Source organism: Corallococcus sp. CA054B, assembly GCF_003611625.1.
GTDB classification, from domain to species: Bacteria; Myxococcota; Myxococcia; order Myxococcales; family Myxococcaceae; genus Corallococcus; species Corallococcus coralloides.
In genome coordinates, this window is record NZ_RAVY01000118.1 from 1 (window position 1) to 15615 (window position 15615).

Annotated in this window: 15 protein-coding genes; 8 read left to right on the plus strand and 7 right to left on the minus strand. The window is 69.9% G+C overall.

All coding sequences use genetic code 11. From position 1 onward, the window contains the following. Both D7V80_RS25550 and D7V80_RS25555 read left to right on the plus strand, forming a co-directional pair. Nucleotides 1–618, plus strand: a 618-nt coding sequence (locus D7V80_RS25550) for a J domain-containing protein (protein WP_233585717.1), incomplete at its 5' end; no start/stop codon positions are given. Nucleotides 619–639: 21 nt separating this feature from the next. Further along, a complete protein-coding gene (locus tag D7V80_RS25555) occupies nt 640–1404 on the plus strand; it encodes a CvpA family protein (protein ID WP_120590651.1) in 765 nt (254 codons plus the stop codon). Here D7V80_RS25555 and clpX read toward each other — a convergent pair. Next, nucleotides 1394–2470 carry an ATP-dependent Clp protease ATP-binding subunit ClpX gene (clpX, locus tag D7V80_RS25560; protein ID WP_120590652.1) on the minus strand — a complete coding sequence of 359 codons (1077 nt, stop codon included), beginning with the start codon at nt 2468–2470 and terminating at the stop codon, nt 1394–1396. The two genes, D7V80_RS25555 and clpX, sit on opposite strands and share 11 nt — an antisense overlap. Nucleotides 2471–2706: 236 nt before the next feature. Here clpX and speA point away from each other — a divergent pair, with 236 nt between their 5' ends. After that, nucleotides 2707–4713, plus strand: coding sequence for a biosynthetic arginine decarboxylase (gene speA / locus D7V80_RS25565; protein ID WP_120590653.1), 2007 nt, complete (start codon nt 2707–2709; stop codon nt 4711–4713). A 13-nt stretch (nt 4714–4726) separates the two neighbouring features. Here speA and D7V80_RS25570 read toward each other — a convergent pair whose 3' ends face one another. The 3 genes from D7V80_RS25570 to D7V80_RS25580 all read right to left on the minus strand — a co-directional run bounded on the left by D7V80_RS25570 (nt 4727) and on the right by D7V80_RS25580 (nt 7086). Then, the gene (locus D7V80_RS25570; RefSeq protein WP_120590654.1) at nt 4727–5254 is read right to left on the minus strand and encodes a hypothetical protein; all 528 of its coding nucleotides are present in this window, start codon (nt 5252–5254) and stop codon (nt 4727–4729) included. A gap of 133 nt (nt 5255–5387) precedes the next feature. Then, a complete protein-coding gene (locus D7V80_RS25575) occupies nt 5388–5816 on the minus strand; it encodes an OsmC family protein (RefSeq protein ID WP_120590655.1) in 429 nt (142 codons plus the stop codon). Nucleotides 5817–5862: 46 nt separating this feature from the next. Continuing rightward, nucleotides 5863–7086, minus strand: a complete 1224-nt coding sequence (locus D7V80_RS25580) for a deoxyhypusine synthase family protein (protein WP_014398093.1) — start codon at nt 7084–7086, stop codon at nt 5863–5865. 194 nt (nt 7087–7280) lie between these two features. Here D7V80_RS25580 and D7V80_RS25585 point away from each other — a divergent pair, with 194 nt between their 5' ends. Then, nucleotides 7281–8111, plus strand: a complete 831-nt coding sequence (locus D7V80_RS25585; protein ID WP_120590656.1) for a PHP domain-containing protein — start codon at nt 7281–7283, stop codon at nt 8109–8111. On the opposite strand, the gene D7V80_RS25590 is transcribed toward D7V80_RS25585, so the two are convergent. After that, a complete protein-coding gene (locus D7V80_RS25590; RefSeq protein WP_120590657.1) occupies nt 8112–9662 on the minus strand; it encodes a methyl-accepting chemotaxis protein in 1551 nt (516 codons plus the stop codon). 247 nt (nt 9663–9909) lie between these two features. Here D7V80_RS25590 and D7V80_RS25595 point away from each other — a divergent pair, with 247 nt between their 5' ends. Together D7V80_RS25595 and D7V80_RS25600 are read left to right on the plus strand one after the other, a co-directional pair. Next, complete coding sequence (locus D7V80_RS25595; RefSeq protein WP_120559488.1) at nt 9910–10278, plus strand: NADH-quinone oxidoreductase subunit A; 369 nt, start codon at nt 9910–9912, stop codon at nt 10276–10278. A gap of 9 nt (nt 10279–10287) precedes the next feature. Continuing rightward, the gene (locus D7V80_RS25600) at nt 10288–10851 is read left to right on the plus strand and encodes an NADH-quinone oxidoreductase subunit B (protein WP_014398097.1); all 564 of its coding nucleotides are present in this window, start codon (nt 10288–10290) and stop codon (nt 10849–10851) included. An 85-nt stretch (nt 10852–10936) separates the two neighbouring features. On the opposite strand, the gene D7V80_RS25605 is transcribed toward D7V80_RS25600, so the two are convergent. Beyond that, nucleotides 10937–11305, minus strand: coding sequence for a PaaI family thioesterase (locus tag D7V80_RS25605; protein ID WP_199738851.1), 369 nt, complete (start codon nt 11303–11305; stop codon nt 10937–10939). Next, on the minus strand, nt 11295–13478 hold the full coding sequence (locus D7V80_RS25610) for a sulfatase-like hydrolase/transferase (RefSeq protein ID WP_120590659.1): 2184 nt from the start codon (nt 13476–13478) through the stop codon (nt 11295–11297). Before D7V80_RS25610 ends, D7V80_RS25605 begins: the two co-directional genes overlap by 11 nt. A 158-nt stretch (nt 13479–13636) precedes the next feature. Between D7V80_RS25610 and D7V80_RS25615 the strand changes: the two genes are divergently transcribed. Together D7V80_RS25615 and D7V80_RS25620 are read left to right on the plus strand one after the other, a co-directional pair. Continuing rightward, nucleotides 13637–14911 (plus strand): adenylate/guanylate cyclase domain-containing protein, encoded by a 1275-nt coding sequence (locus D7V80_RS25615; RefSeq protein ID WP_120590660.1) that lies wholly within the window; start codon nt 13637–13639, stop codon nt 14909–14911. 173 nt (nt 14912–15084) lie between these two features. Beyond that, complete coding sequence (locus tag D7V80_RS25620) at nt 15085–15603, plus strand: NADH-quinone oxidoreductase subunit C (RefSeq protein WP_043321893.1); 519 nt, start codon at nt 15085–15087, stop codon at nt 15601–15603. The last annotated feature ends 12 nt before the right edge of the window (nt 15604–15615 follow it).

Genomic DNA, 15615 nt, shown 5'->3' on the forward strand with positions numbered 1-15615 from the left:
CCCGCCGCCAGCGCGCCTCCGCCGCCGCCCGCCGCCGCGGGAGGCCCGGCCCTCAGCCCGGAGCAGATCGTGGACCTGGAGTCGCGCTGCGCGAAGCTCGACCAGACGGACTACTTCGAGCTGCTCGGCCTGGAGCGCACCGCCGCCCCCGGCGACATCAAGAAGGCGTTCTACAAAGAGAGCCGCGTCTACCACCCGGACCGCTTCTTCCATCTGGAGTCCAAGGCCCTCAAGGACCAGGTGAACGAGCTCTACAAGCGCGTCACCGAGGCCTATTACGTCCTGCGCGACGACACCAAGCGCAAGAAGTACCTCTCCGACATCGCCGGCCCGGACCGCGCGCAGAAGCTGCGCTTCACCGACGCCTCCGAGTCCGAGACCAAGGCCGCCGCGAAGAAGGAGCAGGAAGAGCAGATCGGCACCCATCCCAAGGGCCGTCAGTTCTACGCGCAGGCCCAGAAGGACCTGGAGTCCGGCAACCCCTCCGCCGCGGAGCGCAACCTCAAGATGGCGCTCACCTACGAGCCCTCCAACGCCCGCTACAAGGAAGCCCTCGCGGAAGCCCAGAAGCAGACCGCGGACAAGTCCAAGGGCGACTCCTCGTTCAAGATCCGCTAGCGGCCCCCAGGAGCCCACCGCATGGTCATCGACCTCATCCTCCTGGGCATGGTGCTGTTCTTCGGCATCCTCGGAGCCCTCTCCGGCGCCGCCCGGCAGGTGGCCAACTCCGTGGGGCTCGCGGCGGGCTACTTCGTCTCGCGCAAGCTCGCGCCCGTCATCGCCCCCAAGCTCGCCGTCTCGCTGGGCTCACCGCTGCTCATCGGGACGCTCTTCGGCACGGTGCTGCTCTTCGTCGTCACGTGGCTCACCGTGCGCTACGCCCTGGGCGCGCTGCTCTTGCGCTTCCTCTCCGGCAAGGACCCCGACGAGCGCGGCCTGGACCGCACCCTGGGCTTCGTGCTCGGAGGAGGCAAGATGGCCGCCCTGTTCTGGGTCTGCCTGAGCGCGATGACGTTCATGGAGCAGCACGTCATCGTCGCCGGCAAGCGCCTGGGCGTGGCCCCCAAGGGCTCCGTCGCGTTCGATCTGTCCCGCCGCTTCAACCTCTTCGAGCTGACCCAGTTCGCCCCGCTGGAGGACCTGGTCCAGGTGGCCCAGGCCACGCACGACCCCGCCAAGGCGAAGAAGCTCCAGGAGGACCCGGCCTACAAGGCGCTGCGCAAGGACCCGCGCTTCCAGCTCGCGCTGTCGCACCGGGAGCTGAAGGACGCGCTGGAGCGCGGCGACACGCAGGCCCTGCTGCGCAACGACGCGATCCTCCAGCTCATCCAGGATCCGCAGGCGGCGGCACGGCTGGGCGCCGCCGCCCGGGCCTCCGAGAAGCCAGCGCCCGCTAAGCGTTGAGTTCCACGTCGTCCAGCGCCGCGAGCCGCGCCTTCACGAACTCCGCGTCCACCGTCACCTGGCGGTGCTTGCGCTCCGGCGCCTCGAACATGATGTCCGACATCACGTGCTCCAGGATGGAGCGCAGGCCACGAGCCCCCAGCCCGCGCGCGATGGAGTAGCGCACCACCTCCCGCAGGCCGCTCTCCGGGAACTCCAGCTCGATTTCATCCAGTGCCAGCAGCTCCTTGAACTCGCGGGTGATGGCATCCGGCGGCTCGGTGAGCACGCGCAAGAGGTCGGGCTCGCCCAGCCGCTCCAGCTGCACCATCACCGGCATGCGGCCCAGGAACTCCGCCATCATCCCGAAGTCCACCAGCTGCTTCGTGGAGATGCGCTTCTCCTTTCGCTTCGCCCCGAGCGCGTCCGCGCCGAAGCCCATGGCCCGGCCACCCTCGTCGCCATAGTCGTGCAGGTCGCTGAACGTGCCCGCGCAGATGAAGAGGATGTCGCGCGTGTCCACCTGCACGAAGTCACTCTTGTTCCACGCCTGCGTGACGTTCATGGGCACGTGCACCTCGCGCCCCTCCAGCAGCTTCAGGAGCGACTGCTGCACGCCCTCACCGCCGATGTCGCGGCTGCCCGCGCCGTTGCGCGCGCCCTGCGTGCGGCGGGCAATCTTGTCCACCTCGTCGATGAAGATGATGCCCCGCTGGGTGTCCTCCACGGAGTGGTTCGCCTTGAAGAGCAGTTCGGACACCATCACCTCCACGTCCTTCCCGTAGTAGCCCGCCTCCGTGTACTCGGTGGCGTCCACGGTGGTGAACGGGACGTGGAGGATCTCCGCCAGGTTGCGCGCGATGTGCGTCTTGCCGCTGCCCGTCGGGCCAATGAGCAGGATGTTGGACTTCTTGATGAGGGACTGCCGGCGCATCCGCCGCGCCTGGATGCGCTTGAGGTGGTTGTGGGCCGCGATGGCCACCGCCCGCTTCGCGGCGTCCTGGCCGATGACATACCTGTCCAGCCGTTCGAAGATCTCCCGCGGGGTCAGTGGCGCTGCCTCTTCCCTGCGTGCGGACGACTCCATGTACCCTCCCCTTCTCTCCACTCGGCCTCCCTGCGCTGCCTAGGAGGAAGGGTAGGAATTGGATGCTGACCGGCCCACCAGGGCCAGAGCCCGGAATGGGGCCCCTGCCCGCCTGCCTGCTCCTCGAACAGGCGGCTATTGAATGGATGGGGCGTTTCCGATAGTCCGGCGCCCCTCCCGTGTTCATGGGAGTTTCCACACCTCGCCGCGCGCTCCACCGGAGGCACGAAACAACGATGGCCGCTCCCTCCCCTCAGCACCGCTGGACCCTGGCCGATGCCCATGAGCTGTACGGCATCCGCAACTGGGGCTCGCCCTACTTCGGCATCAACGACAAGGGCCACGTGTGCGTCCACCCGGACGGGCCCGCCGCTCCGAGCATGGACCTCAAGGAGCTGGTGGACGAGGTCCGCCGCCGGGGCATCGGCCTGCCGCTGCTCCTGCGCTTCACGGACGTGCTGCGCCACCGCGTGGTGCACCTGAACAGCGCGTTCAAGAAGGCCATCGCGGATCAGGGCTACAAGGGCCTGTACCGGGGCGTGTACCCCATCAAGGTGAACCAGCACCGCTACGTGGTGGAGACCATCATCGAGGCGGGCAAGGAGCACACCTACGGCCTGGAGGCCGGCAGCAAGCCGGAGCTGCTCGCCGTCATGGCGCTGCTGGACAGCGAGGACGCGCTCGTCATCTGCAACGGCTACAAGGACGAGGAGTACATCGAGACGGCGCTCTTCTACTCGCGCCTGGGCCGCAACGTCATCCTGGTGGTGGAGAAGCCCAGCGAGCTGCCCCTCATCGCGGAGGTGGCGCGCCGCACCGGCATCACGCCGCGGCTGGGCATGCGCGTGAAGCTGTCCACGCGCGGCGCCGGCAAGTGGGAGGCGTCCGGAGGTGACCGGTCCAAGTTCGGCCTGTCCTCGTCGGAGCTGATGAACTGCATCAGCTTCATGAAGGACGCGGGCCTGCTCTCCTCCTTCGAGCTGCTCCACTTCCACCTGGGCAGCCAGATCTCCAACATCCGCAACGTGAAGAACGCGCTGCGCGAGGTGGGCTGCTTCTACGTGGAGGTGGCCCGCCAGGGCGCGCCCCTGAAGTACCTGGACGTGGGCGGCGGCCTGGGCGTGGACTACGACGGCTCCCAGACGAACTTCGCCTCCTCCATGAACTACACGACGGAGGAGTACGCCAACGACGTCGTCTTCGGCGTGATGGAGGCGTGCGACCGCGCGGGCGTGCCGCACCCCACGCTCGTCTCCGAGTCCGGCCGCGCCGTCGTGGCGCACCACGCGGTGCTGGTGGTGGACGTGCTGGGCACCAGCGAGTTCGACCCGTCCCAGACGCCTGACAAGGTGGATGAGAAGGCGCCCTCCGTGGTGCGCAACCTCTATTCGACGTTCCGCGAGGTGACGAACAAGAACGTCATCGAGGCCTTCCACGACGCGCAGGACGCCAAGGAGGAGAGCCTCCAGCTGTTCTCCCTGGGCCACCTGTCGCTGGAGCAGCGTGTGGCGGCGGAGAACCTCTACTGGGCCATCTGCCACAAGATCCTGCGCGTGGCGCGCGAGGCCGGGGAGATTCCGGAGGAGCTGGAGGCGCTGGAGAAGCAGCTGTCGGACACGTACTTCTGCAACTTCTCCGTGTTCCAGTCGCTGCCGGACTCGTGGGCCATTGATCAGCTCTTCCCGATGATGCCCATCCACCGTCTGGCGGAGAAGCCGACCCGGCGCGCGACGCTGGCGGACATCACCTGCGACTCGGACGGGAAGATCGAGCACTTCATCGACAAGCGCGAGGTGAAGGACGCGCTGGAGCTGCACGCGCTCAACAGCGACGACTACTACCTGGGCATCTTCCTGGTCGGCGCGTACCAGGAGATCCTGGGCGACCTGCACAACCTCTTCGGGGACACGCACACGGTGCAGGTGTCGCTGGCTCCGGGCGGCGGCTACCTCATCGACCACGTCGTCGCCGGGGACACCGTGACGGAAGTGCTCAACTACGTGAGCTACAACAAGGACGACCTCGTCGCGAAGCTGCGCAAGTTCACGGAGCTGGCGCTGCGCCAGGGACGCATCACCCTGGATGAGTCGCGCAACCTGCTGCGCGTCTACGAGGACGGCCTGTCCGGCTACACGTACCTGGAGCGGGAGGTGGACGCGACGTTCACCTCCGCCAGCCAGCTGCGCCTGCTGCCCGGCCCCGAGAACGGGGCGCGCACGCCCGTGACGCCCTCGGGGACCTGAAGGCCCTGACGGCTCAAGCCTCCGTCGGGACCGGCGCCTGTTCGCCGGTCTCGACGGATGTGTCGCTGAACGCGGCCTCCGTCGCGCGAAGGCGCAGCATCTGGAGCGTCTCCAGCTGCCCTTCGGCGCGCTCGGCGAGGAAGGCGAAGTCGAACCGCGCCAGGCGCGGCTCCTTCGCGGCCACCTTCTCCAGGCTCTTCCACATGGACACCCGTCCATGGGAGCCCACGCACAGGCCCTCCAGTTCCACCAGCCGGCTCAACGGTGAGTAGCGGAGCCAGAAGCCATTGAGCTTCAGCCGCGACAGCTTCTCCGTCAGCCACGCGCCGCCCACCTTCAGCGGATCCACGCGCGCATCCAGCGCGGACATCACCGCCAGCAGCGTGGCGCGGTCCTGTTCGATGAGCGGGATGAGCGTGGCCAGGTACTGGCCCACCGGGTTGCTGCGGTTCTCGCGCTCCGCCCGCTTCGCGAGATCCAACCCCACGGTGGAGCCCAAGAGGTGGTCGTTGAGATAGATGCCCAGTCGCTTCAGATTCATGCCGAGTGCCCCTCCCCCGAGGCATCAGAAGACTTCACGAGGGTGGGCACGACGGCCGCTTGCCGCACGCCGTCACCGAGGCTCGGAGCGGGCTCGGAGGGCAGGCGGCCTTCCGAGCCCCCTCACGGCCGCGTCAGTCCGGGTAACCGAACGACGCCGTCACCTTCACGTCCGGGTGGAGGCTGCGCGCCACGGGACACTCGTGGGCGATCTTCTCCAGCATCGCGCGCTGCTCGGGCACGAGGCCGGACGGCATCAGGATGGAGATCACCAGCTCGCCAATCTTGCGCGGCGGCGGGGTCATCCGCTTCTCCACCGTCGCGCGCACCTCGCCCAGGGTGAAGCCCTCCTTGCCGGCCACCAGGTGCATGGTCGTCACGACACAGGACGCCAGCGCCGTGGCCACCAGGTCCGTGGGGGAGAAGCTGCCGCCGGTGCCGCCGTTGTCCTTCGGCGCCTCCGTGGGCAGCGTCGCGCCGGACGGACCGTGCGTCACCTGCGTCTTCAGCTGGGGGGCACTCACCAGGGACATCACCACACCCGTCGCGGGCTGCTGACTCATCACCGTCTCCTTGGGACTTGAAGCCTGGGTTGGAAGGACTTCCGCTCTAACGCACGAAGCTGTCGTGGGCCTTCGCATCCTCTTCGGAGGAGGGCTCGGCGTCCTCGACGCTCCAGTCCAGCGTCTTCATCAGCGACTTGCTGCGCTTCTTGACGTCCGCGTCCAGGAACTTCACCGCGTCGTCCATCTTGTCCATCAGGCGCATGGGCTTGCGCTTGTTCTTGGGCTCGCTGAACAGCGCGTGCGTGAGCCAGGGGAACACCGCCGTCACGTCGCAGTGCACGTACATGGAGCCCGTCTCCACCGCCTCCACGGACACCTTGCCCCAGGTGTGGCCCTCACCGGCCGGGCAGCTGGACAGCGCGCCGTTGTCCACCGGGTCCACGCAGAACTGCACGTCGATGTCGAAGCCCGACGTGGGGACGTTCAGGATTTGATCCAGCAGCGGCTCGCCCTGGAGCGTGTAGTTCTTGGGCACGCCGCCGCCCAAAATCCAGATGGCCAGCTTCCCGCTGCCGTGGTGACGGCAGTAGTGCTGCATGGCGGCCATGGAATAGACGTCGTCGTTGATGTCGAGCTCGAACTTGAACTCGTCACCCAACAGGCGCTTCAGCTTCACGACGTTGAGGAAGATGGAGCCGTCCTGCACCGCGCCCACCCAGATGGGCACGCCGTGCTTGTAGCAGGTGGACAGCAGCGACGGCTGCTTCACGCCCAGCTGCTTCTCGATGCCGTGGATGGCCTTGCCCAGGAGGTAGTGGAACTCCGGGGTGGTCATCTTCCGCTGGAACTGGGGCTGCCGGAGGATGGCGGAGAAGAGGCGGTCGGTGTCGAGCAGCGCCTCCTCCCAGAAGCCCAGGTCGTAGATGCGGATGATGCGCGCCAGGCGGTACTGGAGGTCGCCCGCGTTGGGGTTCACCTCGCGGATGCCGTGGCCGATGATGCGGTGGGCGTCGTGGTAGAGGTTGGCGCCCGTGGTGGTGATGGCGGAGATGATGCCCTTCTCCACCAGCGGGATGATGCAGGACTGGTGCAGGCCCGCGGGCGTCATGGCGCCCGACAGCGTGAGGAAGATGGACGCGTCCTGCTGCACGGACTGCTGCATCAGCTCGAACGCGGTGCGCTCCTGACGGCCCACGTAGGCGCTGAACGCGTGCGCGAGCAACTCCGCCGGCTTCTCCTTGCCGGTGATGGGGCGAGGATCCGCCTTGCGCGCGTTCGCGTAGGCAGCGCGAAGGGTGGACTTCTTCGGGGTCTGGGTCTTGGCCATGGCGCGGCGATCTAACACTGCCTGCCTGCCAAGGGGAGGCCCGCCAGAGGCCCTCCCCTCCCCGGGGGCCGCCACCGGACAGGAACAAACCGCCCGCCGTGCGGATTCACACAGGGCCCGCTCTTCAGGCCCCTTCCCATGGGGACATGGCGTAAGAGTGCCCGCCTCGCCGCCCTCCGGAGGGTTCCACCGCCGTGATCGACCTGCATTCGCACACCACCGCCAGTGACGGCCAGTACCCGCCCTCGGAGCTGGTGGCGAGAGCCGCCGCCGCGGGCGTCACCGTCCTGGCCGTGACGGACCACGACACGGTGGCGGGGCTCCACGAGGCGAAGGCGGCCGCCGCGGCGCATGGCCTGGAGCTGGTGCCCGGCATCGAGCTGTCCGCCTTCGTCCATGGCAAGGAGGCCCACATCCTGGGCCACTTCCTGCGCCCGGAGGACCCGGACCTCGCGCGCTTCGCGGACCGGCTGCGCGACGAGCGCACCCACCGCATGGAGGCCATGGTGGCCCGCCTGCGGCAGCTGGGCTTCCCGGTGCGCATGGAGCAGGTGCGCAAGGTGGCCGGGGACGCGCAGCTGGGGCGGCCCCACCTGGCGCGGGTGCTGGTGGATCAGGGCTGGTGCATCGACGTGAAGGCCGCGTTCGACCGCTTCCTGGGCACGGGCCGCGCGGCGTGGGTGGAGCGCTTCAAGCTGGAGGGCGCGGAGGCCATCCGGCTCATCCGCAACGCGGGCGGCACCGCGACGCTCGCCCACCCCGGCTCCTCCAAGATGGAGCGCCCGGAGATCCAAGCGCTGGCGAAGGCGGGCCTCTCCGGCCTGGAGATCCTCGGCGTGGACCACAACCCCACGGTGCGGCAGAAGTACATGGCGCTCGCGGCGGAGTTCGACTTGGTGCCCACCTTCGGCAGCGACTTCCACGGCGAGGCGGTGGCGCCCGACCACCGGCTGGGCGTCGCGGCCATGTCCCCGGAGCTGTTCCAGAAGCTGCGCGCCCGCGCGCCGTCATCCCGGCCCGTCTGACTAGGACCGGGGCTGCTGGGCCTTGAAGCGGCTCGTCACGGCGGTGAGGCCCTCCGCCACGGATTGCAGGTCCTGGGCGATGCGCGTGGTGCGGCCGGTGGCGTCCACGCCCTGCTTCACCAGGTCCGCCACGTTGCGAGCGCCCTGCACCGCCTGCTCGCTGGACTGACGCTGCTGGCGGGTGGCGATGGTGATCTGCCGCGCCGCCTCGCTGGTGCCGCGCGCCAGTTCCACGATGCGCAGGAAGACGGCGGAGGCCTGCTCGGCCACCTCCACGCCCCGGTCGCTCGTCGCCATGCCCACGCGGGCCTTGGAGGCGGCCTCCTCGCCGGAGTCCTGCACCTTCTCCACGATGCGGGCGATGTCGCGCGCGGACACGGACACGTTCTCCGCCAGCTTGCGCATCTCCGCGGCCACCAGCGAGAAGCCCCGGCCCACGTCGCCCGCCTTGGTGCCCTCCAGCGCCGCGTTGAGCGCCAGGAGGTCGCTGCGCTCCGCCACCTGGTTGATGACCTGGGCAATCTTGGAGACCTGCTGCAGGTCCTTGTTCAGCCCCACGATGGCGTCCGCCACGCCCTTGGACTCCGTGCGGATGTCGTTGATGCCGCCCACCACCTGGGCCACCACCGCCATCGCCTCCGCCACCGCGTCATGGGTGCGCCGGGCGCTGGACTCCACCACCTCCGTGGACGAGGAGATCTGCTCGGCGGTGCGGGAGAGCTCCTCGAACGTCGCGGCGATCTGCTGCGCGTACGCGGCCTGCTGGCTGATGACGTGCTCCTGGTCCGCGGAGGCGCCCATGAGGCCACGGGACGCGCTGGACAGCTGCTCGGTGCGCGTGACGAGCTCCATCACCGTGGAGCGCAGCGTGCCCAGCATCTCGTTGAAGGAGGTGGCCATCTGCCGCACCTCGCCAGCGGCGGACACGTCCAGCTCGCCCCGGAACACGTCGCCCCGGGCCACCTCACGCGCCACCTGCGTGACGCGCGACACGGGGTCCGCGATGGCGCGGCTGATGATGACCGCCAGCCCCAGGCCCAGCACCGCGGCGCCCAGGTAGCCCATGAGCGAGTAGCCCTCCGTCGCCGCCAGCGCCGCCTTCACCTCCTGGGTGCCGAAGCCCGCGCGGTACACGAGTCCATTGCTCTCGCAGCGCACCACGACCTGCTCCGTGCCCCGCGCCACCTTGCACGCCCCCGGCTTGAGGTCCTTCAGCTCGGTGTCCCCTTTCGGCACGTCGCCGCGCGCGGCCACCACCGTGTTGTCCACGGTGCGGGTCAACTCCTGGAACATCAGCGTGAAGCCGCCGGACTCCACCTGGTTGAAGACCTCGTCGCGGCGCGCGCGGGCGTCCGGCGCGGTCTCCGGCAGCGCGAGCGAGGGGTGCCGCACCACCAGCGTCCCCAGCGTCATGGCCCTGCCGGCGAGCACTTCCAGACCCGCGGCCTTCTGCCGCGCGGGGAAGTACACCCCGGTGAAGAACACCACCGCGAGGCACGGAAGCAGCACCGCGATCGCCACCTGCATCCGCAAGGTCAGCCGGCCCCACATGTCGACGACTCCCCTGGCGATGAGCGCAGAAAGGACAGCCCGCTGACGCTAGGCGTGGGCTCCCCACACCGTCAAACCGGCCCCGGTCCAGGCCCGGGAGCGGCGGGCGTCCGCTGATCCACCGCCGGTCCGGGGGCAGGCGTCCGGGCGGCGCGGTTTCGGCCGTCATCTCAAGGGGTTGGCGGGCCCGGCGCGGGGGTGTTTCCCTTTGACACGACGCCAGCGGTGTCGTTAGGGTCCGCGCCCGATGACTACACCCCTCGCCCCGTACCTGCCGATGGCGGTGGTGCTCCTGCTGGCCGGTGTCATGGGGATGATCATCCCCCAGGTCACCACCCGGCTGGGCCCCAAGCGCCCGAGCAGCACCAAGTCGGCCCCCTTCGAAGCAGGCTCCGAGTCGAGCGGTCCCGCTCGCCAGCGCTTCGCCGTGAAGTTCTACGTCATCGCGCTGCTCTTCATCGTGTTCGACGTGGAAGCGGTGTTCCTGTACCCCTGGGCGGTGAACTTCCAGGCACTCGGCTGGTTCGGCTACGTGGAGATGCTGGTTTTCGCGTCGACCCTGGTCGTGGGCCTTATCTATGTCTGGAAGAAGGGCGCTCTCGACTGGGAGAGCTGAGACATCACCATGGCTGACACTGACATCGCGCCGATCATGACCACCCGCCGGGACGAAGCCATGGGCTTCTTCCAGAAGCTGGTGTCCAAGGGCCTGGGCTGGGCCCGCAAGTACTCGCTGTTCACCTACCCGTACGCCACCGCGTGCTGCGGCATGGAGTACATGTCCGTGGCCGCCAGCCGCCACGACATCTCGCGCTTCGGCGCGGAGTTCCCGCGCTTCTCGCCGCGCCAGGCGGACCTGCTGATGGTGGTGGGCACCATCAACCTGAAGCAGGCCCCCATCCTCAAGCGCGTCTACGAGCAGATGACCGAGCCCAAGTGGGTCGTGTCCTTCGGCGTGTGCGCGTCCTCGGGCGGCTTCTACGACAACTACGCGGTGCTCCAGGGCATCGACCGCATCATCCCGGTGGACGTCTACATCCCCGGCTGCCCGCCGCGTCCGGAGCAGGTGCTGGACGGCCTGATGCTGCTGCAGGACAAGATCGGCAACCAGGTGCACCGGCTGCGTGACCCCGGCCAGCCCAACGAGACCGCGGAGCACCACGCCCGCATGCTCGCCGCCGGCAAGTAGTCACACCGCTCTCGCTTCACCCCACGGGCCCCGCGCCGCCTCTCACGAAGAGGCAGGTGACGGGGCCCGAGGCGTTTCCGGGGGCCTACCAGCGGTGGTACGCCGGGTGGCCTTCCTTCACGGCCACGAAGGTGCCGCGGCAGGTGGCCGTCACCTTGCCGTTCTCCCCGGTGAGGGTGCCCTCCACTACGACGCGGTCGCCCTGGATGTCCACGGGCTTCGCGGTCAGGTGCACGGGGCCCATGGGCGTGGGGCGCTTGAGCACGATGGTGTAGTCGGCGGTGACGGTGCACGGCGGGGTGTCCGCGCCCTGCGCCTTCATCAGGTGGTACGCCGCCGTCCAGTTGCAGTGGCAGTCCAGCAGCGCGCCGATGATGCCGCCGTTGAGCACGCCCGGGAACGCCTGGTGATGCTCCTCCGGCGTCCAGTCCGCGACGACGAGGTCACCCTCCACGCGGCTGCGGATGCGCAGCCCCTTGGGGTTGGCCGGGCCACACCCGAAGCAGGCGTTGTGGGGGGCGTACGTTTCCTGGAGGCCGCGAGTCGTTTCGGTCGTCGACATGGCCGGCGACTCTACGTGAGGCGGACTCCGGTGCGCGCTCCGTCGCGTCGTCCAGCCAGTCCGCCAGCGCTCGCGCGTCCGCCCCTTCACAGTCGCCCGTGCAGGTGCGGCGCACGGTGCCGTCCGCCTGCGGCCGGTCCACCACCCAGCGCTGGCCGTCGAAGGCGCCGGTGTCCTTCTCGCGCAGCACCGCCGTGCCCGCGTCGTCACCCATCTCCACCACCCCGTCCGGGCGCAGGCGGTACGCGTCGAAGGTGCGCGGCGCGCCCGGCCAGTGGCCCGGGTCGAACACCTCCGGAACCACGTGCGTGTAGCCCGTCTCCGCGTACAGCGGCGTGAGCGGACGCCCCTCGCCGCGAAGCAGCGGCCCGAGCGACGCCCCGTCCGACTCCGGCAGCGCGGACAGGCCGGACAGCTCCAGCAGCGTGGGGCCCACGTCCACCAGCCGCGCCAGCGCGTCCACCTGCGCGGGGCCCGCGCCACGTCCGCCGGGCAACTTCACCGCGAGCAGGATGCGGTTCTCCTCGTCGCCCAGCCGGGCGCCGTGCACGGACGTCGCGCCCGCCAGGTCCGGCCGGTCCGCGTGGAAGCTCTCGCCGTGGTCGGACATCAGCACGATGAGCGCGTCGTCGTAGCGCCCGGAGGCCCGCAGCGCGTCCAGCAGCGTCCCCACCTGCGCGTCAGCCTGCGCGAGCAGCTCGTCGTACAGCCCCTCCGCGCCCGCGCGGTTCCACGCCCCCTTCGCTCCTGGCGTCACCGGCGCGAAGTGCATGCGCAGCCGGCGCTCCAGCGGCTCGGAGGAGGACACGTAGCGGCGGTAGAACGGGTACACCGGGTCGCCCGGGAAGTGCGCCGCCGTGGCGTGGAAGGCGAAGAGCAGCGGCCCCTCCCCTGCTTCCGCCACGAGCCCCTCCGACAGCCGCCGGGCATAACCCATGGGGTCATGGATGCCGGCCAGCGCGCGGTTGTCGATGAACTCGGGCACCCACGCGGCGCCGGCCGGGTTGTCCGCGAACAGGCCCAGCGCCCGGTAGCGCAGCTTCTCCAGCGCGAAGTTGATCGCGCCGCGCGGAGGCTGCCAGCGCGTGGCGAAGCCGGAGGCCGGACCCTCGAAGTGGAAGCGCGAGCAGTCGGTGGCGAACACCGTGCGCCATCCGGCCTCCGAGAAGCGCTGCGCGAAGGTGGGCGCCAGCACGAGCCGCGCATCGGGCGTCAGCGGGTAGCGCACGCCCGTGCGGTACGGCCAGCGCGCGGTGAGCAGCGAGCGCCACGCGGGCTCCGTCTGCGCCACCGGCGTGTAGGCCCGGGTGAAGAGCGTGGCGTCCTGGAGGAAGCGCTCGACCTGGGGCGCGACGCCCTGCCCCGTCGCGCCCAGCCGGTCCGGCCGGAACGCGTCGATGCCGATGAGCACCACCAGCGGCTGCCGGACGGAAGGCACCACCCGGCGCACCGTCACCGCCACCGCCAGCACCACGACGACGCCCGCCACCACCGCCCACGCGGCGCGCTCAGCCCGGAGGGCCGCCGGACCGCCGGAGGCCACGAACCGCCGCAGCCCCCGTGCGCCGCGCCACGCCAGCACGGCCAGATGGACCGCCACCCACGCCCCGGCCGCCGCCCGCGCCTGCCACGGCTCCCCGTGGTCCACCAGCCACGCCAGCACCGGCCGTACCGCCGGCAGGTCGTCGAAGAGGGCCGGCCGCGCGAGCGCCCGGTCCCAGGCCCAGAACAGCAGCAGCCCCACCCAATGCGGCACCATCAGCGCCAGCGACACCCACCCACCCCGCCGCGTCCAGGCAGTGGCCAGCACCGCCGCGGCGAGCCCCAGCAGCCCGCCCGCCACCGCGTACACGGAGGCCACGCGCAGGATGACGCCGGGCAACAGGGGCCGGACCGCCGCCGCCAGCGCCGCGTAGGGGCCGTCCAGCGGGATGTCCACGCCCACCACGCCCGCCTTGAGCAGCCAGACCGTCTCGGCGGCGAAGAGCATCAGCCCCAGCAGGGCGCCCAGGGCCAGGCGCCCCGAAACGGCACGGAGGAAGGAGGCGACGGACCGCACGGACATGCCCTCAGCCTCTACTCCGTCCTGGCGTTCATGCGCCAACTCTGTGTTCTACCGGGCTCTCGGGGAGAACCTGACGTGCATCGGACACACTCGCGGTGCAAGATGGCACCTTTATTGTATCCGACCGCCGCTTCCCTCGGCCCGGGGGGGCCATTTCCATGACATCCAGCGCCACGTCCAGCGACAGCCTGCAGGAGTCCATCCGGCGCGCGCTCGACATGGAACGCCAGTCCAATGGACGGCACCTGGCATGGGTCCGGCTGGGGGCGGTGGGCGTGCTGTTCTCCATGGCCGTGTACCTGGGCCGCGTGCGCGGGCTGCACGACTGGGACATCTACCTGGCGCCCTTCGCGCTGTACCTCGTGTGCACCACCATCGTGGCCGTGGCGGTGACGGCCTCCGCGCGCATCGCCCGCTGGGCGTCGCTGTCCGTCGCGTTCGTGGACGTGCCCGCCGTGTACTGGCTGCAGCACCTGGCGCTGCCGGTGTCGCCCTCGCCGGGCGGGGTGGCCGGCTTCACGCTGGGCATCTTCGCGGCGCTGGTGCTGCTGTCCGCGCTGAGCCTCCGGCGGCCCGTCACCCAGCTCGTCACGGTCATCGCCATCCTCGCGGAGGTGGAGCTCCAGCGGCAGGCCTCCATTGGCGGGGGCGCGCAGGTGGCAAGCGCGGTGATGCTGGCCATGACGGCCGCGGGGGCCTCTCGGCTCCTCCAGCGCATCCGCTTCCTGTCCGCCGCGGTCACCCAGGAGGAGCTCCAGCGCGCCCGGCTGGGCCGCTACTTCTCCCCCGCCGTCGCCGAGCGCCTCCAGGACCGCGACTCCCCCGTCCCGGAGCTGCGCGAGGTGTCCGTCCTCTTCGCGGACGTGCGCGACTTCACCGCCCTGAGCGAACGGCTGCCACCCGAGCAGGTGGTCACCATCCTCAACGAGTACTACGGCCGCATGGTGGAGGTGGTGTTCCGCCACGGCGGGACGCTCGACAAGTTCATCGGGGACGCACTCATGGTGTACTTCGGCGCCCCGCTGCCGGACGTCCACCACGCCCGCAGCGCCACCCGGTGCGCGCTGGACATGGTGCGAGAACTGGAGGCCGTCAACGCCGAGCGCGCCGCCCGGGGAGAGCCCGGCCTGCGCATGGGGGTGGGCGTGCACACGGGGCCGGTGGTGCTGGGCAACATCGGCTCGCCGTTCCGGCGCCTGGAGTACACGGCCATTGGCGACACGGTGAACCTGGCCAACCGCATCGAGCGGCTGACCAAGGGCTTCGGGGTGCCGGTGCTCGTCTCCCAGGCGACCCGCGAGCAGGCGGGTGACGCCTTCCGCTGGGCCCCCGCCCCCACCGCGCTCGTCCCCGGCAAGAGCCAGCCGGTGGTGACCTTCATCCCCGAGCCCGCCGAGGGCGCTCCGGGACTGGGCCCGGACGTGGCTGCCTGAGTCCTTCCGTCCGCCGTGCCCAGGCAGGCAGGGGGTGGATCGCGACGCGGCCTACTGGACCACCTAAGTGGCCTACACGTTTGAGGGTTTACGTTGACGCCTCACGCGAACGGTCCTTATAAAGCCGCGGTTTCCTCTGTCGTAGATCGAGGCCCCCCTTGAGCATTTTCGCGTTGGACCGGGTCGCCGCCCAGTTCCCCGAGGCGGTCGCGGAGCGCTATGTCGACCGCGCTGGTGGAGCCTGGGCCGTCATTCATGCTGAGTGGCTGCCAAAGGTCGCCACCTTCCTGAAGATGGACCCCGAGCTGGACTTCAAGCTGTTCGGCTCCGCGGACGCCGTGGATCGCCTGCACCTGGCGGAGAGTGATCCGCGCTTCGAGGTCGTCTACTTCCTCTATTCGCTCAAGCGGAAGGAGCACGTGCGCCTGAAGGTGCGCGTGACCGAGACCCGCCCGGAGCTGCCCTCCCTCACGCCGCTGTACCGCGGCGCCAACTGGTGGGAGCGGCTGGTGTTCGACTTCTACGGCATCCGCTTCACGGACCACCCGGACCTGCGCCGCATCCTCCTGTACGAGGAGTTCCAGGGCCACCCCCTGCGCAAGGACTACGCGCTGCGCGACCGCCAGCCGCTGATCCCCGAGCGCCCCATCAAGGACATCTTCCGCGGCCCCGGCACCAGCGGCGTCGCCTGATCGAAACCTCCC